The organism is Stenotrophomonas humi (genome assembly GCF_001431415.1).
GTDB lineage: Bacteria > Pseudomonadota > Gammaproteobacteria > Xanthomonadales > Xanthomonadaceae > Stenotrophomonas > Stenotrophomonas humi.
The window spans coordinates 1-22365 of sequence record NZ_LDJI01000006.1; the positions used below are offsets into that span (position 1 = coordinate 1).

17 protein-coding genes are annotated in these 22365 nt (G+C 63.9%); 10 read left to right on the top strand and 7 right to left on the bottom strand.

What is annotated here, in order from left to right; translation table 11 throughout:
- The first annotated feature begins 186 nt into the window (after positions 1-186).
- Entirely contained in the window at positions 187-1515 is a 1329-nt protein-coding gene (locus tag ABB26_RS02675; RefSeq protein WP_245626121.1) for an MFS transporter, read from the top strand.
- 35 nt (positions 1516-1550) lie between these two features.
- Here ABB26_RS02675 and ABB26_RS02680 read toward each other — a convergent pair whose 3' ends face one another.
- Together ABB26_RS02680 and ABB26_RS02685 are read right to left on the bottom strand one after the other, a co-directional pair.
- A complete protein-coding gene (locus tag ABB26_RS02680; RefSeq protein ID WP_057632043.1) occupies positions 1551-2471 on the bottom strand; it encodes a LysR substrate-binding domain-containing protein in 921 nt (306 codons plus the stop codon).
- Between the two features lie 124 nt (positions 2472-2595).
- A complete protein-coding gene (locus ABB26_RS02685; protein WP_057632044.1) occupies positions 2596-3564 on the bottom strand; it encodes a LysR family transcriptional regulator in 969 nt (322 codons plus the stop codon).
- A 108-nt stretch (positions 3565-3672) separates the two neighbouring features.
- On the opposite strand from ABB26_RS02685, the gene aceB reads away from it, so the two are divergent.
- From aceB to ABB26_RS02705, 4 genes are all read left to right on the top strand, one after another.
- Positions 3673-5313, top strand: a complete 1641-nt coding sequence (aceB, locus tag ABB26_RS02690; protein WP_057632045.1) for a malate synthase A — start codon at positions 3673-3675, stop codon at positions 5311-5313.
- Between the two features lie 45 nt (positions 5314-5358).
- On the top strand, positions 5359-6690 hold the full coding sequence (gene aceA, locus ABB26_RS02695) for an isocitrate lyase (RefSeq protein ID WP_057632046.1): 1332 nt from the start codon (positions 5359-5361) through the stop codon (positions 6688-6690).
- A 260-nt stretch (positions 6691-6950) separates the two neighbouring features.
- A complete protein-coding gene (locus ABB26_RS02700; protein WP_245626122.1) occupies positions 6951-7883 on the top strand; it encodes a GGDEF domain-containing protein in 933 nt (310 codons plus the stop codon).
- 18 nt (positions 7884-7901) lie between these two features.
- Positions 7902-10394, top strand: a complete 2493-nt coding sequence (locus ABB26_RS02705; RefSeq protein ID WP_057632048.1) for a putative peptide modification system cyclase — start codon at positions 7902-7904, stop codon at positions 10392-10394.
- A 7-nt stretch (positions 10395-10401) separates the two neighbouring features.
- Here the strand turns inward: ABB26_RS02705 and ABB26_RS02710 are convergent, their stop codons facing one another.
- The gene (locus ABB26_RS02710; protein WP_057632049.1) at positions 10402-10689 is read right to left on the bottom strand and encodes an NHLP-related RiPP peptide; all 288 of its coding nucleotides are present in this window, start codon (positions 10687-10689) and stop codon (positions 10402-10404) included.
- A 193-nt stretch (positions 10690-10882) separates the two neighbouring features.
- Between ABB26_RS02710 and ABB26_RS02715 the strand changes: the two genes are divergently transcribed.
- The gene (locus tag ABB26_RS02715) at positions 10883-12040 is read left to right on the top strand and encodes a putative peptide maturation dehydrogenase (protein ID WP_057632050.1); all 1158 of its coding nucleotides are present in this window, start codon (positions 10883-10885) and stop codon (positions 12038-12040) included.
- A gap of 295 nt (positions 12041-12335) precedes the next feature.
- On the opposite strand, the gene ABB26_RS02720 is transcribed toward ABB26_RS02715, so the two are convergent.
- Positions 12336-12749, bottom strand: coding sequence for an NHLP-related RiPP peptide (locus tag ABB26_RS02720; protein ID WP_057632051.1), 414 nt, complete (start codon positions 12747-12749; stop codon positions 12336-12338).
- Between the two features lie 113 nt (positions 12750-12862).
- Here ABB26_RS02720 and ABB26_RS02725 point away from each other — a divergent pair, with 113 nt between their 5' ends.
- A complete protein-coding gene (locus tag ABB26_RS02725) occupies positions 12863-14044 on the top strand; it encodes a putative peptide maturation dehydrogenase (RefSeq protein ID WP_057632052.1) in 1182 nt (393 codons plus the stop codon).
- A gap of 54 nt (positions 14045-14098) precedes the next feature.
- Here ABB26_RS02725 and ABB26_RS02730 read toward each other — a convergent pair whose 3' ends face one another.
- The 3 genes from ABB26_RS02730 to ABB26_RS02740 all read right to left on the bottom strand — a co-directional run bounded on the left by ABB26_RS02730 (position 14099) and on the right by ABB26_RS02740 (position 19068).
- Positions 14099-16078 carry an acetyl/propionyl/methylcrotonyl-CoA carboxylase subunit alpha gene (locus tag ABB26_RS02730; RefSeq protein ID WP_057632053.1) on the bottom strand — a complete coding sequence of 660 codons (1980 nt, stop codon included), beginning with the start codon at positions 16076-16078 and terminating at the stop codon, positions 14099-14101.
- Between the two features lie 19 nt (positions 16079-16097).
- A complete protein-coding gene (locus ABB26_RS02735) occupies positions 16098-17708 on the bottom strand; it encodes a carboxyl transferase domain-containing protein (protein WP_057632054.1) in 1611 nt (536 codons plus the stop codon).
- 196 nt (positions 17709-17904) lie between these two features.
- Positions 17905-19068 carry an isovaleryl-CoA dehydrogenase gene (locus tag ABB26_RS02740; RefSeq protein ID WP_057632055.1) on the bottom strand — a complete coding sequence of 388 codons (1164 nt, stop codon included), beginning with the start codon at positions 19066-19068 and terminating at the stop codon, positions 17905-17907.
- 145 nt (positions 19069-19213) lie between these two features.
- Between ABB26_RS02740 and ABB26_RS02745 the strand changes: the two genes are divergently transcribed.
- The 3 genes from ABB26_RS02745 (at position 19214) to ABB26_RS02755 (ending at position 22352) form a co-directional block, all read left to right on the top strand.
- The gene (locus tag ABB26_RS02745; RefSeq protein WP_057632056.1) at positions 19214-19831 is read left to right on the top strand and encodes a TetR/AcrR family transcriptional regulator; all 618 of its coding nucleotides are present in this window, start codon (positions 19214-19216) and stop codon (positions 19829-19831) included.
- Positions 19832-19979: 148 nt separating this feature from the next.
- A complete protein-coding gene (locus ABB26_RS02750) occupies positions 19980-20498 on the top strand; it encodes a c-type cytochrome (protein WP_057632057.1) in 519 nt (172 codons plus the stop codon).
- Positions 20499-20618: 120 nt separating this feature from the next.
- The gene (locus tag ABB26_RS02755) at positions 20619-22352 is read left to right on the top strand and encodes an ExeM/NucH family extracellular endonuclease (protein WP_152982519.1); all 1734 of its coding nucleotides are present in this window, start codon (positions 20619-20621) and stop codon (positions 22350-22352) included.
- Positions 22353-22365: the final 13 nt, after the last annotated feature.

The following is a 22365-nucleotide window of genomic DNA, read 5'->3' on the forward strand; positions in this document are numbered from 1 at the left end:
AGCCAAAGCTGCCCTCATCCGCCCCTTCGGGGCACCTTCTCCCAAACACGGGAGAAGGGATGGCGTCCCCCGTCACGCAGTTCGGCGTCGGCTTCGGCTCCTGAATCGATACTTTGTACATATCAATCCGTACGCAGCAGGTTATGGATCGACCTGTTCTACAGGTTCAAGCTTCCCGCATCTCCAATGAACCGGTGCGGCCTCGACGGCCTTGATGCGATGGAACTCGAACGCAACGGCGCGCCTGCCTGCCGTGAATCTCTTGCCCCGGCCGCCGCACTGACGGTGGTCGCCGAGCAGCCGCATATCCTGCAGGGCACCACCGAATTCCGTCGTGCGGTGCTGGCGTTGTTCATGGCCGGCTTTGCTACTTTCGGCGTGCTGTATTGCGTGCAGTCGCTGCTGCCGGGCTTCAGCCACCACTTCGGCGTGAGTGCCGGCAACAGTGCGCTGGCGTTGTCGGTCAGCACCGGCATGCTGGCAGTGGCAATGCTGGTGGCAGGCATCATTTCCGACCGCATCGGGCGTCGCCCGGTGATGGTGGTTTCGCTGCTCGGTTCGGCGCTGCTCACCCTGGCCACCGCGCTTGTCGACGATTGGAGCACGCTGCTGGTGCTGCGCACGCTGTTGGGCGTCAGCCTGAGCGGCGTGCCGGCGGTGGCGATGACCTGGTTGGTCGAGGAGATGGACAGCCGCTCGCTAGGGTTGGCGATGGGCCTGTACATCGGCGGCAACGCGGTGGGTGGCATGAGTGGTCGTTTGATTGCCGGTGTGGTGGCCGACCACTGGGGCTGGCGCATGGGCATTGCGGCGGTCGGCGTGATCGCGCTGCTGGCAACGGTGATGCTATGGACGCAGTTACCGGCCTCGCGCCACTTCCGTGCCAAGCGGGTCGAACCAGCGCAATTACCTGCGCGGTTCGCCGGCCTGTTCCGCGACGCCGCGCTGCCATGGTTGTTCGCGTGTGGTTTCCTGCTGCTGGGCGTCTTTGTCACGCTTTACAACTATCTCGGTTACTACCTGCTGGCGCCGCCGTACGGCCTGAGCCAGACCGTGGTCGGGCTGATCTTCACCGTGTACCTGGTTGGCAGCGTCAGCTCGGCGTGGATGGGGCAACTGGCCAGCCGCATCGGTCGTGGTCCGGTACTGGCATTGTCGTTCGGGTTGATGCTGTGGGGTGTGGTGCTGCTGATGTTGCCGTGGTTGGCGACGATGGCCTTGGGTATCGCGCTGGCAACGTTTGGTTTCTTCGGCGGGCATTCGGTGGCCAGCAGCTGGGTCGGCGTACGTGCCGGTGGCATGCGTGCCGAAGCGTCAGCGTTGTATCTGTTCTCGTACTACCTGGGCTCCAGCGTGCTGGGTGCGCTGGGTGGCGTGTTCTACACGCATTGGGGCTGGGCCGGAGTCTGCGGTTTCACGCTGGTGCTGGTGCTGCTGGGCGTGGGTGTTGCGTGGCGGCTGTGGCATCAGTTGCAGGTTGGAACGCCGGCACCGTTGGTGGTTGCGGGGCGTTGATTGCAGGGTATCCCATGCTCCTTGCGGGCGGCGGCTCAGCTTTTGGCAACAGGGCCCACTTCCCGCTTCAACAGGCCAATGAACTGCCGCAGCAGCGGTGTCACCGCTTCGCGTCGCCAAGCCAGTTGAATTTCCGATGCCGCGCCGCGGTCGGACAACGCCACAAAGCACGCACCCTCCACTTGGATATGGCTGCACGAGGACGGCAGCACGCACACGCCCAGGCCGGCCGCAACCAGGCTGATCAACGTCGAAGACTCGCCGGCTTCCTGCACGATGCGCGGGCTGAAGCCGGCATTGCGGCACAACGTGATCACATGGTCATGGATGCCAGCGCCGGCATCGCGTGAGAAGCCGACAAACGGGTCCAGTGCGAACTGGCGCAGCGAAAATCGTGCGCTGGCCGGGTCCTTGCCCGCCAGCGCCGGATGCGTGGCGTGCAGCACCAGCGCCAGCGGATCGTCGAGCAATCGCTTGGCCACCAGTTCCGGAGGCAGCACGCGCTTGCGGATGATGCCCACGTCCAGTTCGTCGGCCAGCAATGCATCGATCTGACGCAGGCTGTTCATCTCGCGCAGCTGCAACTGCACCTGCGGATGTTGCTGGCGATAGGCGAAGAAGGCGCGTGGAATCTGCGGCAACAGGGGCGTGGCGCGGGTCAGTCCAATGCGCAGTTCGCCGCTTTCGCCGCGTTGCGAGCGCTGCACCATGTCCATCGCTGTATCGACGCGCTGCAGGATGTCGCGCGCCTGCTCCAGCAGCACCTGCCCCGCCGGGGTGAGCTGCACGCGGCGATGGCTGCGCACGAACAGATGCGCGCCGATCAGGGTTTCGAGCTGGCGGATCTGTTGGCTGAGCGGCGGTTGTGACATGCCCAGGCGCTCGGCAGCGCGACCGAAGTGCAGCGTATCGGCCACGGCGAGGAAGTAGCGCAGATGACGGAGTTCCAGGGCCATGGGGACGTCCGGGAGAGAGTGAACAGATTGTAGTCAGGGCATGGCGCGAGGTGCGGAGCGTTTCCGGGCAGCTCGCAATTCGCCACTCCGCCTATGGACAGGGCAGCGCCGAACAACCAAGCGCCTACCGCTCCGAATGCCCCGTATCGTCGTACTGCCTCGGCGCAAACAGATCCGGTTGGATCAGTTCCACGAACGCCCGCGCCTGCGGTGACAGCACCTTGCCCCGGCGCACCACCACGCCATAACTGCGCGGTGGGAAGTACTCGCTCATTGCGCGCGTGGCCAGCTTGTCGCGGTCGCTGTCATTGAGGCACAGGGCGGTGACGATGGAGATGCCCATGCCCATCGCTACGTACTGCTTGATCACCTCCCAGCCGCCAACCTCCAGTGCCACCGTGTACGGCACGCGGTGCTGCTGGAATACCAGGTCGACCAGACGCCAGGTGATCTGCCGGCGCGGCGGCAGGATCAACGGCCAGGGCGACAGGTCCTCCAGGGTCAGATCCTTCTTCTTCGCCAGCGGGTGATCGGGCGGGGTGATCAGCACCTGCTCGAAGCGGTACACCGGCGCGTAACTGAGGTCGGCGGGCACATCCATCATCGAACCGATCGCCAGGTCGGCCGCGTCGCTGCGCAGCAGGTCGGTGCCGTCGGCGCTAATGGCGTTGTGCAGGGTCAGGCGCACGTCCGGATGCTGGCGACGGAAGTTTTCGACGATCTTCGGCAGCAGATACAGGATGGTTGACGAGTTGGCGGCGATGTTGAGCTCGCCCGCATCCAGTCCACTGATCTTCTCGCGGAACCGCGGCAGCAGCCCGTCCAGGTTTTCCACCAGGGGCTGGGCCATGTCGTACAGCAATTGGCCCTCGCGGCTGGGCACCAGGCGTCGCCCGCTGCGCTCAAGCAGCACCACGCCCAGCTCCCGTTCCAGCGCCTGGAGCTGCAGGCTCACAGCCGGTTGGCTGACAAAAAGTGCCTCCGCTGCCCGTGAAACCGACCCGAGCCGCACCGTCTGGAGGAAGGCGCGCAGTGGCTTGAGCCGGTCAGACTTGTAGGAAAAACGCGGAGTTAGCGAAGTCTTCTTGGGCATTTCAAGGCAATTATTAGCACAACTTATAAATAACATTGCAAAAACTGTTTTGTTAAATAAGTGCCTGCGGACGCACGTTGGAGTCCCACGAGCCCGCAGGAACTGCCCATGTCCGCCGTCGCCCAGGCCATCCCGGCACACACCACTCCCCGCCCGACCCCGGGTATCACCGTCACCACCCAGCTGGCCGGTCAGTCCGGCTTGCTGCCGGCTGGTGCACTGGGGCTGCTCGTGTCGCTGCACCGGGCGGTGGAGCCGGAACGGCAGAAACGGCTGGCGGCGCGCGGCCTGCGCCAGGCCTATTTCGACCAGGGTGGCGCGCCGGATTTCCGCACCGACACCCGCGACATCCGCGAGGGTGACTGGACGGTGGCGCCGATTCCGGCCGCGCTGCAGGACCGCCGCGTCGAAATCACCGGCCCGACCGATCCGAAGATGGTCATCAACGCGCTGAACTCCGGGGCCAAGGTATTCATGGCCGACTTCGAGGATTCGACCTCGCCGACCTGGCGCAACGTGCTGGCAGGCCAGCAGACCATGCGTGCGGCGGTGCGCGGTGACCTGGACTTCACCTCGCCGGCGGCCAACGGCAAGCCGGCCAAGCACTACACGCTGCGCCCGTTCGACGAGCAGGCGGTGTTGATCGTGCGCCCGCGCGGCTGGCACCTGGACGAGAAGCATGTGTTGATCGATGGCCAGCCGATTGCCGGTGGCCTGTTCGATGCGGCGGTGTTTGCCTTCCACAACGCCCGCACGCTGATGGACAACGACCGCGGCCCGTACTTCTACCTGCCCAAGCTGCAGTCGATGGAAGAAGCCGCACTGTGGGAGACCGCGTTGTCGCACATCGAGGGCATGCTGTGCCTGCCGCATGGGCAGATCAAGGTCACCGTGCTGATCGAAGCGCTGCCGGCGGTGTTCGAGATGGACGAGATCCTGCATGCGCTGCGTGACCGCATCGTCGGCCTGAACTGTGGACGCTGGGATTACATCTTTTCGTACCTGAAAACCTTCCGTCGCCACGCCGACAAGGTGTTGCCCGAGCGCAGCCAGGTGACAATGACCCAGCCGTTCCTGAAGGCCTATTCGGAACTGCTGATCAAGACCTGCCACCGCCGTGGTGCCCACGCGATGGGCGGCATGGCCGCACAGATTCCGATCAACCACGACGCCGCCGCCAACGAACAGGCCATGGCGCGCGTGCGTGCCGACAAACTGCGGGAAGTCACCGCCGGCCACGATGGCACCTGGGTCGCCCATCCGGCGTTGATTCCGGTGGCACGCGCCATCTTCGACGAGCACATGCCCACGCCGAACCAGCACCAGGTGCTGCGTCGTGATGTGCAGGTCAGCCGCGAGGAACTGATTGCGCCGTGCAGTGGCACCGTCACCCGTGCCGGCTTCGAGAACAACGTCGAAGTGTGCGTGCGCTACCTGGCCGCGTGGCTGGACGGCAATGGCTGCGTGCCCATCCACAACCTGATGGAAGACGCCGCCACCGCCGAGATCAGCCGCAGCCAGATCTGGCAGTGGCTGCACGCCGGCAACCAGCACCTGGACGATGGCACCGCGATCGACCTCGCCCTGTTGGAAAGCACCCTGCGCGCCTTGCCGGCACGGTTGGGCGACACCACTGCGCTGCCCGGCAGTGGCCGCATCCCCCAGGCCATCGGCCTGCTCGACCAACTCAGCCGGGCCGATGAACTGGCTGACTTCCTGACCCTGCCGGCCTACCGGCAGATCGACTGACCCTCCTTCCCCTTACGCACGCAATCTTCATTCGAGGACGACACGATGAGCACCTACCAGCAACAGATCGATGCCCTGCAGCAGGACTGGGACACCAACCCGCGTTGGAAGGGTTTGCAGCGGACCTACAGCGCCGCCGACGTGGTGCGCCTGCGCGGCAGCGTGCAGCCGGAATACACACTGGCCAAGCGCGGTGCCGAGCGTCTGTGGGAGCTGGTCAATGGCAGCGCGAAGAAGGGCTACGTCAATGCGTTTGGTGCGATCAGCGCCGGCCAGGCGATGCAGCAGGCCAAGGCCGGGCTGGAAGCGGTGTACCTGTCCGGCTGGCAGGTGGCTGCCGACGGCAACACCTCCGAAACCATGTACCCGGACCAGTCGCTGTACGCCTACGATTCGGTGCCGACCATGGTCCGCCGCATCAACAACACGTTCCAGCGCGCCGATGAAATCCAGTGGAAGAACATCATCGACGGCAAGGTGAAGGAAGAGGACGCCATCGATTTCTTCCTGCCCATCGTCGCCGACGGTGAGGCCGGCTTCGGTGGCGTGCTCAACGCCTACGAGCTGATGAAGAACATGATCACCGCCGGCGCCGCCGCGGTGCATTTCGAGGACCAGCTGGCGGCGGTGAAGAAGTGCGGCCACATGGGCGGCAAGGTGCTGGTGCCGACGCAGGAAGCCATCCAGAAGTTGTCGGCGGCGCGTCTGGCGGCCGACGTGCTGGGCGTGCCGACGATCGTGCTGGCGCGTACCGATGCCGAAGCGGCCAACCTGCTGACCAGCGACTTCGACCCGAACGATGCACCGTTCGTCACTGGCCAGCGCACGCCCGAGGGTTTTTACCGGGTCAAGAACGGATTGGAGCAGGCCATCAGCCGCGGCGTGGCCTATGCCCCGCATGCCGACCTGGTGTGGTGCGAAACCGGCACCCCGGATCTGGGCTTCGCCCGCGAATTCGCCCAGGCCGTGCACGCCGCCAGCCCCGGCAAGCTGCTGTCCTACAATTGCTCACCGTCGTTCAACTGGAAGAAGAACCTGGACGACAGGACCATCGCCAGGTTCCAGGATGAGCTGGCCGCGCTGGGCTACAAATACCAGTTCATCACCCTGGCTGGCATCCACATCAACTGGTTCAACACCTTCAAATTCGCCCACGACTACGCCCGTGGCGAAGGCATGCGCCATTACGTGGAGCAGGTGCAGGAACCGGAGTTCGCCGCACGTGAAAAGGGTTACACCTTCGCCTCGCACCAGCAGGAGGTGGGTGCCGGCTATTTCGACGATGTGACCACCGTGATCCAGGGCGGCGCCTCCAGCGTCACCGCCTTGACCGGCTCCACCGAAGAAGAACAGTTCCAGGCCGAAGAAGCTGCTTGAGCGCTTAGTTAAGGTCGTTTCAAAGGGGCTCTTACGAGCCCCTTTTTTTTGCCTGACCCAAAGTGCGGGTTTTCGCTGAAGTTGAGACCCGCATCACCTTATTTTGATGCTAATCTCGCCGGATGACTCGCCAACCATGGCGGGGATCCATGAGGCGAGGGATGAGCGGCATGGGAGTGGGGGGGCTGGCGTTGCAAGCAGAACTTCCTGTGGGCTCGACAGCCACAGGGGGAGCCGTACGCCGTGCGCAGGTTTCTGCCATGGAGTGCGCCCTGTTCGCCCAGTTCGGCCGCCGCCGTATCCTGACCACCGATGAAGTCCTGTTCCAGCGTGGTGACACCGGCTCGTCGATGTTCATCGTCATCAGCGGTGCCATCAGCCTGGATTTCGGCCCCGGCCAGGCACCCAAGCAACTCGGTGCCAACGATTTCTTCGGTGAGCTGGGCCTGCTGATTGACAGCCACTCGCGCTCATCGGCGGCACGGGCGTGTTGCACCACCGAGCTGCTTGAAGTCAGCTGCGCCAGTTTCCATCGCCTGATCGACCAGGATCCGGCGACCGTGGTGTTCTTCCTGCGTCGCACGTTATGGCGTGTGGTCTCCAGTGAACAACGGTTGATCAGCCAGCTCAGCCGTCGCAATGAAGAACTGGAAGTCGCACTCGGTAATCTGTACAGCGCCAGCCATGAGCTGCAGCACACCCGCGAGCTGATCTACACCGACGATCTGACCGGCATGGGCAATCGCCGCGCACTCACGGTGTATCTGCAGAACGCGCACCGCTCCGATCGTCGCCCGCAGGGTCTGCTGCTGATCGACTGTGATGACTTCAAAGGGCTCAATGATTCCCAGGGGCACCTGGCCGGCGACCACATGCTGCAGTGCCTCGGACGGGTATTGACCTCGGTAGCTGGCAAGGACGACATCGCCTGCCGCCTGGGTGGCGACGAGTTCTGCGTGCTGTTGCAGGAGGCGGACCCAGAGCGGCTGGCGCGCGTGGCCGGATTCATCCTTGAAGCCGTGCGCGGGCTGGTGGCCTTCCCCGGTGCGATGCCGGGTGCGTGCTCGGTCAGCATTGGTCTGGTGCTGATGGATGGGCGTGATCACTGGAACGATGCCTACTCGCGTGCCGACAGTGCACTTTACGAGGCCAAGCGGCTGGGCGGCGGCCGCATGCAATGGACACCTGGCTGAGCGGCCACGGGGGCTGACGTGGACGTTGAATCCGACAATCTGCAATCCAACCGTCAATTCAAGACGCTGATCCTCACGGACCTGTGTGACTCGGTGACGCTGGTCGAGCGTATTGGCGATACCGCCGCTGCCGATCTCTTCCGCAGGCTCGACACGCAGGTACTGCAATTGCTGCAGCGCTGGAACGGCCGTCTGATCGATCGCTCCGATGGCATGTTCCTGCTGTTCGATGTGCCGGTGGATGGGCTGGGCTTTGCCTTGGACTACGTCGACGAACTGGACGCGCTGGGCCGTGAGTTGAAGCTGCCGCTGCAGGCGCGCGTCGGTGTGCACGTGGGCTACGTACTGTCCTGGCTCAACAGCGAAGAAGCCGTCGCTGCCGGTGCCAAATCGCTGGAAGTGGAAGGGCTGGCCAAACCCATGGCGGCCCGGTTGATGGCATTGGCGCGCCCGGGCCAGATCCTTATGTCATCGGCCGCCGAGTCGATGATGCGCAGCGGCCAGCGTGAACTGGGTGATCGTGGCACCAACCTGCAATGGAAATCGCATGGTCGCTGGCGCTTCAAGGGCATGCCGACCGGGCACGAAGTATTCGAAGTAGGCCGCAAAGGGCGTGCACCGCTGCGCATGCCGACGGGCTCGGCCAAGGCCCGCCGCGAGCTTCCGCTGTGGCGGCGGCCGGTGGCGTTGATGGCTGAAGTGGCGCTGGTGGTTGCACTGGCAGTGACTGCCTGGGTGATGGTGCGACCGGAGCCGGCGATTGCGTTTGCCGAGCGGGATTGGGTGGTTCTGGCGGATGTCGTTAATGGCACCAATGAAACGGTGTTCGACGCGTCGATCCGACAGGCAATCATGCTTGGACTGGACCAGTCGAAATACGTGAATGTGCTGTCCGAGGGCAAGATCCGCGAAAGTCTTGAGTTGGCAAAAAAGCCGGCCGACAGCCAGCTCGAGCGCAGCTTGGCAGTGGACGTGGCTGTCCGCGAGGGCGCGCGTGCCGTACTGCTGCCGATGGTGACTCAGCAAGGCGCAGGCTATCGGATTGCCATTGGGCTGGTGGCACCCGATTCGGACACCGTGGTGCGGACGTACTACGCCGTTGCCAGCAGTACCGACAAGATGACGGCGGCAGTGGACAACGTTGTAGGCCAACTTCGCGGGGGCTTGGGGGAATCGGTTGCCGAACTGCAGAGATCGGTTCCTTTAGCGCGGGCATCCACCAGCAGTCTACGAGCGTTGAGATCCTATGCTTTGGCGGAAATCGCAATCGGTCAGCGTCGGTTCGAGGAGGCGCGTACCCTTTACCAGACGGCGTTGGAAATAGACCCAGAGTTTGCATTGGCCTATGCCGGTCTGGCGAAGCTGTATGCCCGCACTGGTGACATGCAGCCGGCTCGTGAACAGCTGAAGAAGGCGTTGGCATTGCAGTCGCAATTGCCACACCGCGAACGACTGTACCTGAAGGCTTGGCAAGCCGAACTGGAGCCAGGTGGATGGCCACTGGAGGATTGGCGGGTGTTGGCCACGCTCTATCCGGATTCGTTTGCAGGTCTTTCCAATACTTCCTGGTATCTATTCCAGGACAACCGTTTTGGAGAGGCAGAGGCATATGCTCGCGCAGCGACAGTCCCACAGGATCACCTACGGGTCTATCCGATGGTGCAGCTCGGCCAGATACAGATCGCGCTCAACCAGCCGGAACGTGCCCAGGAAACATTGAAACAAGCACATGAGCTTGGAGGCGGCAGAGGTGTGGACGATGCAGGAATAGACGCGCTGGTTGCGATGCGTCGTTACGAAGAGGCCGAGCAGGTATTGGCCGGGCTCGATGGCGGTGGTGAGTCACTGCAGGGCCTGATGAGTCTGCGAGCGCGTCTGCTGGTGGCTGCGGATCGTGGAGATTGCCGCGCCATGCACGATGCGCTGCGATCAGACCAGACGAAACCTACCGTGACTTATCAGAAGATTCATCTGCAATTGCAACACGTGGTGGCGGGAGTGGTTTGCGACGAAGCTAGTGATGTAAAACTATCTTCGATTGCTGCGACTCTTTCCGTTGTACTGCGCCAGGCCGATGATCCCGCGTGGCGTGACTACAATCTGCAGATGCTGGGCTTGATCTATCTTGCGCAACGACAGGGCCAGGACGCTCTGGCCTCCCGCCTCCTGCGGGAAAATCGTGAAGTATTCGAGTCGCAACGTAGCCCGGTCATTGCCAAGTGGTATCGCCTCGTCCAGGCAATGGAGCGTTTGCAGGAGGGTAGGGCGGATGCAGCGATAGCGATCCTTCAGCCGTTGCTGGACGGTAGCGAGCCTTTGCAGGTCCACGTGTTGTTGTTGAAGGCATATCGCCTGCAGGGCGACGCCGCCGGGGCCGATCGCCAGCAGCAGTGGTTGATTGCCCATCGTGGCCGGGCCATAGGTGAATTGATGGCAATGCAGTTGTTGCAGCCGCTCAATGTGCATGACGTGGCCAAGGCGGCACCGGCAATCAATGCGGGTGCCCCCTGACCCAGGATCAGTCGATTGCGTCGCTGATCTTGCCGGCTTCGAAGCAGAAGACCACGGTCATCGGCATGGTGCATGCGGAGGTGAGGTATGCCTCCAGTTCATCGCGCACCAGCAGCAGCTCTTCCGGCGATGCCAGAACATCGACTTCCAGGCACTTCCTGTGATCAATGGAGAGCCCGATGGAGGCCAGTGCGGCAACCGGGTCTGCGGTTAGCAGAGCACGGAATGTGGCGTCGCCGATTAGGTGATCCAAAAGGGTGGATGCTTCGGCAGGAGTCAACTGGCCTGAGGGCATGGTGATTTTCCAGAGAGAGAGCGTTGTATCGGCTGTTGTCGGTTCGAGTTGAGGGGTTCTTGCAGTGGGCGCGAACAAACCGGAGCATTGAGGTCTTAGCCATCCGTCCGGTGAAGGGTGGGTGGCTGTTCACTGGCCACCGCTGGAACCGGTGCTCATTGTGCCATCCGACAAACTAGAGTTTGAGAATCTCATGCGTGTCCGCCGTTGTATGCACCTGCTGCTGGAGCCAAGTGAGCAGATCTCGTTTGGTATTGCCGCCATCCTGCGTGGCCGGGTCGAGGTTGGGGGCGAGGTGACCTGGGTTGCGCTGGCTGCACACTTGGAGCGCGCGGTTGTCGTAGATGCGGCCGAACGTGCCCTGTTGTCTGAAGTCAGCGCATATCGCTGGCAGGAGCTGAGTCAGGACGTCAGCCGCTCGTCCGCCTGCGTGAAGCTGCTGGAATCAGGGTTGCTGCTGAGCGAGCAGGTCGAACATGCCGAGTATCTGTCCAGGGACCAGGCGGTACGTGAGGTCCACTGGTGGTCACCTGCGGCAATCGTGCATAGGCATTCGCGCTGGCAAGGCGTGGACAGCGTTGGTGACATGCGATCGCAAGGGCTCGTTACCGCCAATGATCTGCGACGCAATCTCGGTCCACCGCCGTCGGCTGTCCAGGAGTACGAGGGTGTTTATGCACCATTGCCAAGGCAGACGGATAGCGCATTCGACGCCATGTTGGCGCGGCGGACAACCTGCAGGAACTTCGATCGTGACCGCGCTTTGCCGCTGCAATTGCTCGCGCAGCTGATGCAGCGGGGAATGATGGCGCAGGCTGGGTTCGAGGCGGCTCCTGATACCGTATTCCTCAAAAAGAATGTCCCATCCGGAGGCGGATTGCACCCGGTGGAAGCTTATCTACTGGTCCAGAACGTGGAGGGGTTGGCGCCTGGCCTTTATCACTACCACCCGCTCGAGCATGCATTGCTCGCGTTGCCATCTCCACCAGCAGGTGAGATGTCCCGGTTGGCATGCACAGCACTTTCCGGTCAGGACTGGTTTGCGGATGCACCGGCGATGATTGTGTTGGCTCCTCGCTTCGAACGCTGTTTCTGGAAGTACCGCAATCACTCAAAGGCCTATCGTGCGGTACTTTTCGACGTGGGCCACCTGTCTCAGCTGTTGTACCTGTGCGCGACCGAGGCGGGTCTCGGTGCGTTCGTCACGGCTGCCATCAATGAGGTAGACGTGGACCGGGCATTAGGGCTGGATGGGATCCAGCAGGGTTCTGTGGCGATCTTCGGCGTCGGCTGGCGCGCGGGGCGGCAGGAGACCACTGAATTCGATCCGGCCCATCGTGTCTGGGCGTAGTTCACCCGCCTCGAAGTCCACCAGCAGCGCACCGTTGAGGCCTCTGCTGCATTCCAGCCACAGTCATCAATGAAGTCCAGCTGGGGCAGCCGTTCGGATTGCCTGCACTGTGGTCGCGATCATCGGTGGATTCCGCTACGCGCAGAGGAACAGGTGATGGCAGAGTTCGACCCCATGCGCACATCTGGTGAACGCATAGCCGCATGTGGGCTGTACCTCATGCGGCTATGCGGGTGACCTGGCTGTGTGATGCGACCGGCATGGCCCATCAGCGGTGGATCGACAGCCTGTCGGATCAGGAAAGTCGGAGGGTATCGTGGCCGTGCAGTGAGTTCGACGACGGTGCGTGGGTTCTGGGCGCTGCCGCCAAGCTGGCACGGCTCACGAAATTCGAACCCGTTGCTGCATTCAACTGGATGGGAATCATCGCCAGCCCTTGAGTGAGCATTTTGCGGATTTCCTCGCGGGACTTAGCGATGCACTCCTTCGTGGCAAGGTGCTCGACCGTAAGACTGGCGCGTAACCAGGCCAGTTCGACAGTAGCATCCTGCTTCGCCGGCACATGGCCAATCTGCAGCAGGGCAGTGGCCGGGTCCTTCTTGAAGGACCGGCGAAAACTGTTGTCCGTGCTCAGCAGGTCAAGGAGCCGATCGGCAATGGTGGGCTCTAGTGCAATTTGCGCTGTGGGCTTTCCGGATTTCGTCGTCATGTTGTCTCCTTCGCTGTAGATTTCAGCTGGATGTTATGTCGGGCGTCACGGATGGCCGTAGCGCCCCGCCCCAATCAGGGGTTCGTCAACTATACGTTTGATGAGAGGGGAGCATGAAGGTAAGACGCTGTTCGATTCTGCACGTTGAGCCGAGGGAGCAGGTGGAGTTCAACCTGGCCGCCCTGCTGTCGGGAGGTGACGGGCTTGCGCGGGGTTGCCGTTGGGTGGCTTTGGCACCCCATCTTGGCCATGAAGTGGTCGTTGATGAGGCCGAGTGCCTGCTGCTAGGCCGGATCAGTCCGGAGGCATGGGTTGAGGCGGGTGCGCTTGGTGACGAGATGGCCAGCGCGTTGCGCTCACTCTTACGGAAAGGTCTGGTTGTCGGGCGGCACGCGCGTTATGTGGAGATGCGCAGGAAGGATGAAGAGGTGCGGGCACGCCATTGGCATCCACTGGCCGCAACCTTCCATGCATTCACCCGCTGGAGTGGCGCCGACGCGGTGCAGGCGATGCAGGAGACCGGAACATCGACTGCGGCCGAGCTGAGGGAGCAACTCGGCACGCCGCCGCCCGAGACGATAAGCCGCGTTGCGGAGAATGACTCCATTCCACTTGCGGAGGATGCATGCAACGACTTCGATCGGTTGCTGGAGCTCCGTGTCACCTGCCGCAACTTCGATACGTCGCGTCGACTGCCGGGGCAGATGCTGTCCCGCCTGATCGGCCGTGTGTTCCGCGCCCGCTCGTGCGTGCGGGTAACGGACGATACCGTCTTCCTCAAGAAGAGCAGTCCGTCGGGGGGAGGGTTGCACCCGATCGAGGCCTATCTGCTGATCCGCAACGTCGATGGGGTTGCGGATGGCCTGTATCACTATCACCCGGTCGCGCATGCGCTTGAGCCACTGCCCGCCCCGGAGCTGCCACTTGACCAGCTGATGCTTGATGCACTGGCGCAGCAGCACTGGTTTGCCGATGCGCACGTGATGGTGGTGCTGTCGCCGCGCTACCTCCGCAATTTCTGGAAGTACAGGCACCACGCCAAGGCCTACCGTGCACTGGTACTGGAAGCCGGCCATCTGTCGCAGACGCTCTACCTTTCCGCGACCGAGATGGGGCTGGGGGCCTACGTTACCTGCGCGGTCAATGAGACCCTGCTTGAGAAGGCATTCGGCCTGGACCCGATGGCGGAGGGCGTGCTGGCCGTCTGTGGTTTCGGCTGGAGGGCACCGGAGATGGTGACGATGGAGCTCGATCCCGCAGAGCGGGTCTGGCAGGCATCGTCCGTCGAAGCCTGAAGAACCGGTCGCTGGGTCCCTAGGGCGTTGCCAACGACCTGTCCTGTTCGGGGATCAGGAAGCCTGGGTGACCTCGAAGTCCACCAACACCGCGCCATCGCCCACCTGATCGCCGGCCTTGGCGCGGAAGCCGTGCACGGTGCCGTCTGCCGGGGCCTGCAGGGTATGTTCCATCTTCATCGCCTCCATCACCAGCAGCGGCGTGCCGCGGGTGACGGTGCTGCCGGGCTCGACCAGCAACGTGACCACGCGACCGGGCATCGGTGCGAGCAGGCTGCCGCCATGGTCGTTGGCGCTATCGGCCTCGGCGACCGGGTCGTGCACGGTGAAGCGCTGCTGTCGCTCATCGCCGAAGACATGCAGGACGTTGCCATCGCGCAATGCGTTGCCGCGATACAGGCGATCGCCGATCTGCAGGGCGTAGCCGTTGGCATCTGCGTGGCCGGTCACTTGCTGCATTTCGTCACCGCTGCGCACCTGCCAGCCTTCGCTGCTGCGGCGTACCTGCAGCACGTGTTGTTGCTGTAGATGTTCCAGTGTGATTGAACGTGCGGCCGGGCCGGTCAGGCGCCAACCGTCGTTGATGGCCCAAGGCGATGCGTTGTCGCTGGCAGCCGCATTCTCGTTGGACGCCAGTACAGCGGCCAATGCCCAATCGGCGGTTGTCGCCACGCTGTGCTGGATGTCCAGCGCAGCGCGCTCGCGCTCGATCAGTGCGGTATCCAGGTTGGCGTGGCGGAACGAATCGGTCATCACCAGGCGTCGCAGGAACGCCGCATTGGTGGTGACACCAACCACCTGGCACTGCGCCAGAGCACGCTGCATGCGCTGCAATGCACTGCCGCGGTCCACGTCCCAGACGATCAATTTGGCGATCATCGGGTCGTAGTACGGGGTGATCGCATCGCCCTGTTCAACGCCGGCATCCACACGCACGTTGGCGTTGGTCTGCGGCAGTTGCAGGTGACGCAGCGTGCCGGTGGAGGGCAGGAAGCCGCGGTCGGCGTCTTCGGCGTACAACCGGGCTTCCAGCGCATGACCGTGAATCCGCAGTTGTTCCTGCGTCTTCGGCAACGGCCCGCCGAAGGCGACACGCAGCTGCCATTCGACCAGGTCGGTGCCGGTGATCATCTCGGTCACCGGATGTTCCACCTGCAGGCGGGTGTTCATTTCCATGAAATAGAAATCGCCATCCGGCCCGGCGATGAACTCCACCGTGCCAGCGCCCACGTAGCCAACCGCACGTGCGGCGTCGGTCGCGGCCTTGCCCATCGCGGCGCGGCGCTCAGGCGTCATGCCGGGAGCGGGGGCTTCTTCCAGCACCTTCTGGTGGCGGCGCTGCACCGAGCAGTCGCGCTCGAACAGATACACCACGTTGCCCTGGCTGTCGCCGAATACCTGGATTTCAATGTGGCGCGGGCGCTCGACGTACTTCTCCACCAGCACATGCGCATTGCCGAACGCCGACTGCGCCTCACGCTGGCAGCTGGCCAGGGCGGCCTCGAAATCCGCGCTGGCCTCGACCTTGCGCATGCCCTTGCCGCCGCCACCGGCGCTGGCCTTGATCAGTACCGGATAGCCGATGGCATCGGCTTGCGCACGCAGGAACTCCGGCTCCTGACGGTCGCCGTGATAGCCCGGCGTCAGCGGCACATTCGCCGCCTGCATCAAGGCCTTTGCCGCGCTCTTGTCACCCATCGCATCGATGGCGTTGGCCGGCGGGCCGATGAACACCACGCCAGCTTCCGCGCAGGCACGCGCGAAGCCGGCATTCTCGGAAAGGAAGCCGTAACCGGGATGGATGGCCTGCGCACCCGTGCGGCGCGCAGCGTCGAGAATCACATCCGCGCGCAGATAACTTTCCGCTGCCGGTGCAGCGCCAATGTGCACGGCTTCGTCGGCCAGCCGCACATGCCGCGCATTGCGGTCCGCATCGGAATACACCGCCACCGTGGCGATGCCGAGGCGCCGGCAGGTGCTGATGACGCGGCAGGCGATTTCACCACGGTTGGCGATCAGGATCTTGTTGAACATGGAAGGTCTCCGGTCGCCGTTACATGCGGAACACGCCGAAGCGTGTTTCCTGCGTAGGTGCATTGAGGCTGGCGGCAAGCGCCAGGCCGAGGACGCGGCGGGTATCGGCGGGGTCGATCACGCCGTCGTCCCACAAGCGCGCACTCGCGTAGTACGGGTGCCCTTGCTGCTCGAACTGGTCGCGGATCGGCTGCTTGAACGCATCTTCTTCCGATGCCGACCACTGCCCGCCCTTGGCTTCGATGCCGTCGCGCTTGACCGTGGCCAGCACGCTGGCGGCCTGCTCTCCACCCATCACGCCGATGCGTGCGTTCGGCCACATCCACAGGAAGTGTGGCGAATAGGCACGGCCGCACATGCCGTAATTGCCGGCACCGAACGAACCACCGATCACCACCGTGTACTTGGGCACGCGCGCGTTGGCTACGGCCATGACCAGCTTGGCGCCGTCTTTGGCGATGCCGCCGTGTTCGTATTTGCGGCCGACCATGAAGCCGGTGATGTTCTGCAGGAACACCAGCGGGATGTTGCGCTGGCAGCACAGCTCGATGAAGTGCGCGCCCTTGAGCGCGGACTCGGAGAACAGGATGCCATTGTTGGCGATGATGCCGACCGGATGGCCGTGCACATGTGCGAAGCCGGTGACCAGCGTGTTGCCGTAGCGCGGTTTGAACTCGTCAAAGCGCGAGCCATCGACCACGCGCATGATCACTTCGCGCACGTCATAAGGCTTGCGCGTATCGCTGGGAATCACGCCGTACAGCTCATGCGCATCGAACAGCGGTGCTTCATCTGCCAGCAGCGCAACGCCCGGCGTGGGCTTGCGCCAGTTGAGGCTGGCGATGATGGCGCGCACCCGCGCCAGCGCCTGCAGGTCGTTGTCGGCCATGTGATCGGCAACGCCGGAAATACGTGTGTGCACATCGGCACCGCCCAGTTCCTCGGCGCTGACCACTTCACCGGTCGCGGCCTTCACCAGCGGCGGACCACCGAGGAAGATGGTGCCCTGTTCCTTGACGATGACTGTCTCGTCGCTCATCGCCGGCACATACGCGCCGCCGGCGGTGCAGCTGCCCATCACGCAGGCGATCTGCGGGATGCCCTGCGCCGACAGGTTGGCCTGGTTGTAGAAGATGCGGCCGAAATGGTCGCGGTCCGGGAACACCTCATCCTGTAACGGCAGGAACGCGCCGCCGGAATCGACCAGATAGATGCACGGCAGGCGGTTCTGCTGGGCGATTTCCTGCGCACGCAGATGCTTCTTTACCGTGACCGGATAGTAGGTGCCGCCCTTGACGGTGGCATCGTTGGCCACGATCAGACATTCCACGCCCGACACGCGGCCAATGCCGGCGACCATGCCCGCGCCCGGAACCGGATCGTCGTACATGCCGTGCGCGGCCAGCGGCGCGACTTCGAGGAAGGGGCTGCCCGGATCGAGCAGGGCGTCGATGCGATCGCGTACCAGCAGCTTGCCGCGCGCGGTGTGCTTGGCCCGCGCTGCATCGCTGCCGCCGCGTGCGGTGGTTTCCAGCGTCGCGCGCAGATCGTCAACCTGCGCCTGCATGGCAGCACGGTTGGCTTCGAAGCTGTCGCTGCCGGGTTGCAGCTGGGTGGTGAGGATGGTCATGGCTGCGGAATCCTGGAGGTTCTGGAGCATGCCCGGGCTCGCAAAGGCGGGAGCAGGGCGGTTGCTTCCCTTCTTCCCGCTTGCGGGAGAAGGTGCCCCGAAGGGGCGGATGAGGGGAGCTTTCGGCTTTCGTTTGCCGTGAGCCTCCCCTCACCCCAACCCCTCTCCCGTTCACGGGAGAGGGGCTTGAGCGGCATCATGCGGTCTTCTGGAACAGCTCACGCCCGATCAGCATGCGGCGGATTTCAGAGGTGCCGGCGCCGATTTCATACAACTTGGCATCGCGCCACAAACGGCCGGCCGGGTATTCGTTGATGTAGCCATTGCCGCCGAGGATCTGGATCGCTTCGCCAGCGGCCCACGTCGCCTTCTCGGCGGAATAGAGAATCGCACCGGCCGCATCCTGGCGCGTGGTACGGCCTTGATCGCAGGCTTTCGCCACGGCATACACATAGGCGCGGCAGGCATTGAAGCCAACGTACATGTCGGCCAGTTTGGCCTGGATCAGCTGGAACGTGCCGATCGCCTCGCCAAACTGCTTGCGCTCATGCACGTAAGGCAGCACGACATCCAGCGCCGCAGCCATCAGGCCGAGCGGGCCGCCAGACAGCACCACGCGTTCGAAATCCAAACCGGACATCAACACCTTCACGCCGCCGCCGACTTCGCCCAGCACGTTTTCGACCGGCACCTCGCAGTCCTGGAACACCAGCTCGCATGTGTTGGACGAACGCATGCCCAGCTTGTCCAGCTTCTGCGCGGTGGAGAAGCCCTTCATGCCTTTTTCGATGATGAAGGCGGTGATGCCACGCGAACCGGCGTTGAGGTCGGTCTTGGCGTAGACGATCAGCACGTCCGCATCCGGGCCGTTGGTGATCCACATCTTGTTGCCGTTGAGCACGTAATGGTCGCCGCGCTTGTCGGCGCGCAGCTTCATCGACACCACGTCCGAGCCGGCACCGGGTTCGCTCATCGCCAATGCACCGACGTGTTCGCCGCTGCACAGCTTGGGCAGGTATTTGTGCTTCTGTGCTTCGCTGGCGTTCTTGCGCAGCTGGTTGAGGCACAGGTTGGAATGCGCACCGTAGGACAGGCCAATGCCGCCGGAGGCGCGGGAGATTTCCTCCATCGCCACCACATGCGCCAGGTAGCCCATGCCGGTGCCGCCGTATTCCTCTTCCACGGTCATGCCCAACAGGCCCTGCTCGCCGAACTGGCGCCACAGTTGATTGGGGAAGTGGTTGGTTGCGTCGGCCTCTTCGGCCAGCGGCGCGATGTGCGCGGCGGCGAACTGGGCCACGCTTTCACGCAGCATGTCGATCTCTTCGCCGAGATCGAAGGTCAGGGAGGGGATGTGCATGGGGCGACTCCAGTACGGCTTGGCGAGGGGGCGCTCCGGGTTGGGGGTGACGGATTGGGCCGTCAGCACGGGCGTTTGCGCGCAGCCTAGCGGGTCATGGCGAAAAAGTGAACACAAATTCAAAAATTGAACATAGAATCAACCCATGGCTTACAAGCGCTCGGAATTGATGGAAAAACGGCTCGCCGGCAACCGCGAGGCAATCCTTGCCGCCGCCCGCCGTCTGGTCGCCGCCGGCGGCTACCGCAACGCGCCGATCACCGCCGTGGCCGCCGAAGCCGGGGTGTCCACCGGGCTGATCTACCGTCACTTCCCCTCCAAGGCCGAGCTGTTCGTGGAGGTGCTCACCGCTGCGGTGGAGCATGAACTGGAAATCCTGTCGGCCATCGCCGAAGAGCCACTGCCGGCGCCGCAGCGCCTGCAGCGGGCGGTGGCCTCGTTCGTGCGCCGCGCGATGGCCGGCCCGGGTCTGGCTTATGCCTTCATCGCCGAACCGGTGGATCCGGAAGTGGAAGCCGAGCGCATCCGCTGCCGGCGGCTGTTCGGCGATGTGTTCAAACGCATCCTTGATGACGGCGTGCGCAGCGGTGAGCTGCCAGCGCAGGATCTGGAGGTGAGCGCGGCCTGCATCGTCGGTGCCTTCACCGAAGCGCTGGTCGGGCCCACTGCACCCAGTCGCGATGGATTGCGCGATGGTGAGCATCTGGTCGATGCGATCGGCGCACTGTGCCTGCGCGCAGCGGGGGCGCCGATCACCGCCTGAGCGCAAACGCTCGGCCATCACAGCACGATGCGGATGCTGCGTTGCCGCACGTTCTGCCGTGTCCGTGCCCATTGCGGGCGGTGGCATTCGCTGGTCTATACTCGCCGGCAGCCATGGTCCACCGACTACTCGCCAGGGGTGTTGAGACGTGCGGAATTACGACCTCGAGTTTCTCAAGCGTTTTTCGATCGTGATCGCCATTCTGGCCATCGTCACGATCGGTTTGATCATCTTCGCCGCCTACCTGCAGCGCACCATTCCCACCGAGGTCTCGCCCACGGCGCTCAAACGCGTTGAAGAACGCATTGCGCCGGTCGGTGCGGTGTACGCCGGCGCCACGGGTGCTTCCGCCCAGGCCGCTGCTGCGGCCGCTGCCACCGCCGCGGCGATGGCCAGTGGTGCCTACGGCGGCACGCTGGATGGCAAGGTGATCTTCGACAACCTCTGCACCGCCTGTCACACCACGGGCGTGGGCAAGGCGCCGACGCTGGATCACTCACATTGGGATGCGCGCCTGGCCCAGGGCAAGGACACGCTCTACAAGCACGCCATGGAGGGTTACACCGGCCCGGATGGCGGGATCATGCCGCCCAAGGGTGGCAATGCCGGGCTCAGCGAGGAGCAGATCCACGCAGCCGTGGATTGGATGCTCGCAAACCTGAAATAGAAAGCCGCCAGACTCGGCAGCGGGCAACCGGCCTGATTGCTGCAGAATATCCAGCGCCGCCTACTTGAGGCGGCGCTTCTGTTTTCGCTTCCCATGTTTCGTTTTCCTTCGGAGTCGTCCATGCGTTGTTCCCCTTCGTTCCTCGCCCTGGCCCTGGCTGCGGCATGCACCGGCCCGGCTCTGGCGGCCTCCCCGGCAACCCCGTTGCCCATCGGCAAGGTGCAGGGCAGCGGTGAGCGCAGCCCGTACGAAGGCAAGCCGGTGACGGTCGAAGCCATGGTCACCGCCGACATGCGCGACGGTCTGGGTGGGGTGTACGTGCAGGACGCCGGTGATGGCGATGCGGCAACGTCGGATGCGCTGTTCGTGCGCCTGCCCGACGGCCAGGCAGTGCAGGTCGGCCAATGGCTGCGCATCAGCGGCACGGTGCAGGAACAGGCCGCCGGCAAGGGTGGTCAATCGCTGACCACGCTGCAGGCCGACAAGGTGACGGCGGTCGCCTCGCGCGCCGCACCGGCAGTGACCGTGATCGAAGCCGTGCCGGCTGACTGGGAAGCGCTGGAAGGCATGCAGGTCCGGATCGTCGCACCGCTGACCCTGGCTGGGCAGGATGGATTGCAGCGCTTTGGCGAACTGACCGCCGCGTTCGGTGACCGTCTGTGGCAGCCCAGTGAAGTGGCCGCTGCCGGCAGCCCGGAGCAGGCCGCCGTGATCGCCGACAACGCCCGCCGCCGTCTGCGCCTGGACGATGGCAGCAGCAAACGCGACCCGGGTGGCGTGTCGTACCTGGCCGAAGGCGTGGTGCTGCGGACCGGCGCGCAGTTGAGCGAGGTGCAGGGCATCGTCGATCAACGCTATGACGGTGATTACCGCCTGCAGCTCACCGCGCCATTGAAGGTGAGTGGCGACCTGCGCCCGCTGCAGCCGCCGACCGTGGCCGGTGGCCTGCGCATCGCGGCGTTCAACCTTGAGAATTATTTCAATGGCGACGGCAAGGGCGGTGGCTATCCCACCCTGCGCGGCGCCAAGACGGCAGAGCAGCAGGCCGCACAGCAGGCCAAGCTGATCACCACCATCCGCAGCCTCGGCGCCGATGTCGCGGCGTTGATGGAACTGGAGAACGACGGCTACGGCCCGGGTTCGGCCATCGACCAGCTGGTGCGTGCACTCAACGAAGGGCAGGGCAAGGATGGCGACTGGAAGTTCGTCGATGCCAAACAGGGCCCCGGCGACAACCCGATCCGCGTCGGCATCATCTATCGCAGCGCGAAGCTGAGCCCGGTCGGCAAGCCGGCGGTGCTGGAGCGCGAACCTTTCGGCGAGCGCAGCCGCGTGCCGCTGGCGCAAGCCTTCCGCATGGGCCGCAATGGCGCACCGTTCGTGGTCGTGGCCAACCACTTCAAGTCCAAGGGTTGCTCCGACGCCAGCGGCGCCGATGCCGACCAGAATGACGGCCAGGGCTGCTGGAATGCCACCCGCGTCGCGTCGGCACGGTTGCTGCACCAGTGGCTGCAGAGTGACCCCACCGGCAGCGGCAGCAAGGACACGGTGTTGCTGGGCGACTTCAACGCCTATGCGATGGAAGACCCGATCCGCACCTTGAATACCGACGGCTGGCAGGATGCGTTCAAGGTCGCAGGCGTGGCGCAGCCGTACAGCTACGTCTACAACGGCCTGACCGGGCGTCTGGACCACGCCCTGCTGAGCCCGGGCATGGCCGCGCGGTTGAAGGGCGCGGCCGAGTGGCACACCAATGCCGATGAGGCTGACGACGCCGGTTACCAGGGGCGCAATGTGCCGGGCCCGTGGCGCAGTTCGGATCACGATCCGCTGCTGCTGGGGTTTGAACCGTAAGCTCTGGAGCTTG

Bases quoted from the DNA above. Each gene is read 5' to 3' on its own strand.
- ABB26_RS02675 (WP_245626121.1), top strand. From the start codon at position 187: ATGAACCGGTGCGGCCTCGACGGCCTTGATGCGATGGAACTCGAACGC.
- ABB26_RS02680 (WP_057632043.1), bottom strand. From the start codon at position 2,471: ATGGCCCTGGAACTCCGTCATCTGCGCTACTTCCTCGCCGTGGCCGAT.
- ABB26_RS02685 (WP_057632044.1), bottom strand. From the start codon at position 3,564: ATGCCCAAGAAGACTTCGCTAACTCCGCGTTTTTCCTACAAGTCTGAC.
- aceB (WP_057632045.1), top strand. From the start codon at position 3,673: ATGTCCGCCGTCGCCCAGGCCATCCCGGCACACACCACTCCCCGCCCG.
- aceA (WP_057632046.1), top strand. From the start codon at position 5,359: ATGAGCACCTACCAGCAACAGATCGATGCCCTGCAGCAGGACTGGGAC.
- ABB26_RS02700 (WP_245626122.1), top strand. From the start codon at position 6,951: ATGGAGTGCGCCCTGTTCGCCCAGTTCGGCCGCCGCCGTATCCTGACC.
- ABB26_RS02710 (WP_057632049.1), bottom strand. From the start codon at position 10,689: ATGCCCTCAGGCCAGTTGACTCCTGCCGAAGCATCCACCCTTTTGGAT.
- ABB26_RS02715 (WP_057632050.1), top strand. From the start codon at position 10,883: ATGCGTGTCCGCCGTTGTATGCACCTGCTGCTGGAGCCAAGTGAGCAG.
- ABB26_RS02720 (WP_057632051.1), bottom strand. From the start codon at position 12,749: ATGACGACGAAATCCGGAAAGCCCACAGCGCAAATTGCACTAGAGCCC.
- ABB26_RS02725 (WP_057632052.1), top strand. From the start codon at position 12,863: ATGAAGGTAAGACGCTGTTCGATTCTGCACGTTGAGCCGAGGGAGCAG.
- ABB26_RS02730 (WP_057632053.1), bottom strand. From the start codon at position 16,078: ATGTTCAACAAGATCCTGATCGCCAACCGTGGTGAAATCGCCTGCCGC.
- ABB26_RS02735 (WP_057632054.1), bottom strand. From the start codon at position 17,708: ATGACCATCCTCACCACCCAGCTGCAACCCGGCAGCGACAGCTTCGAA.
- ABB26_RS02740 (WP_057632055.1), bottom strand. From the start codon at position 19,068: ATGCACATCCCCTCCCTGACCTTCGATCTCGGCGAAGAGATCGACATG.
- ABB26_RS02745 (WP_057632056.1), top strand. From the start codon at position 19,214: ATGGCTTACAAGCGCTCGGAATTGATGGAAAAACGGCTCGCCGGCAAC.
- ABB26_RS02755 (WP_152982519.1), top strand. From the start codon at position 20,619: ATGCGTTGTTCCCCTTCGTTCCTCGCCCTGGCCCTGGCTGCGGCATGC.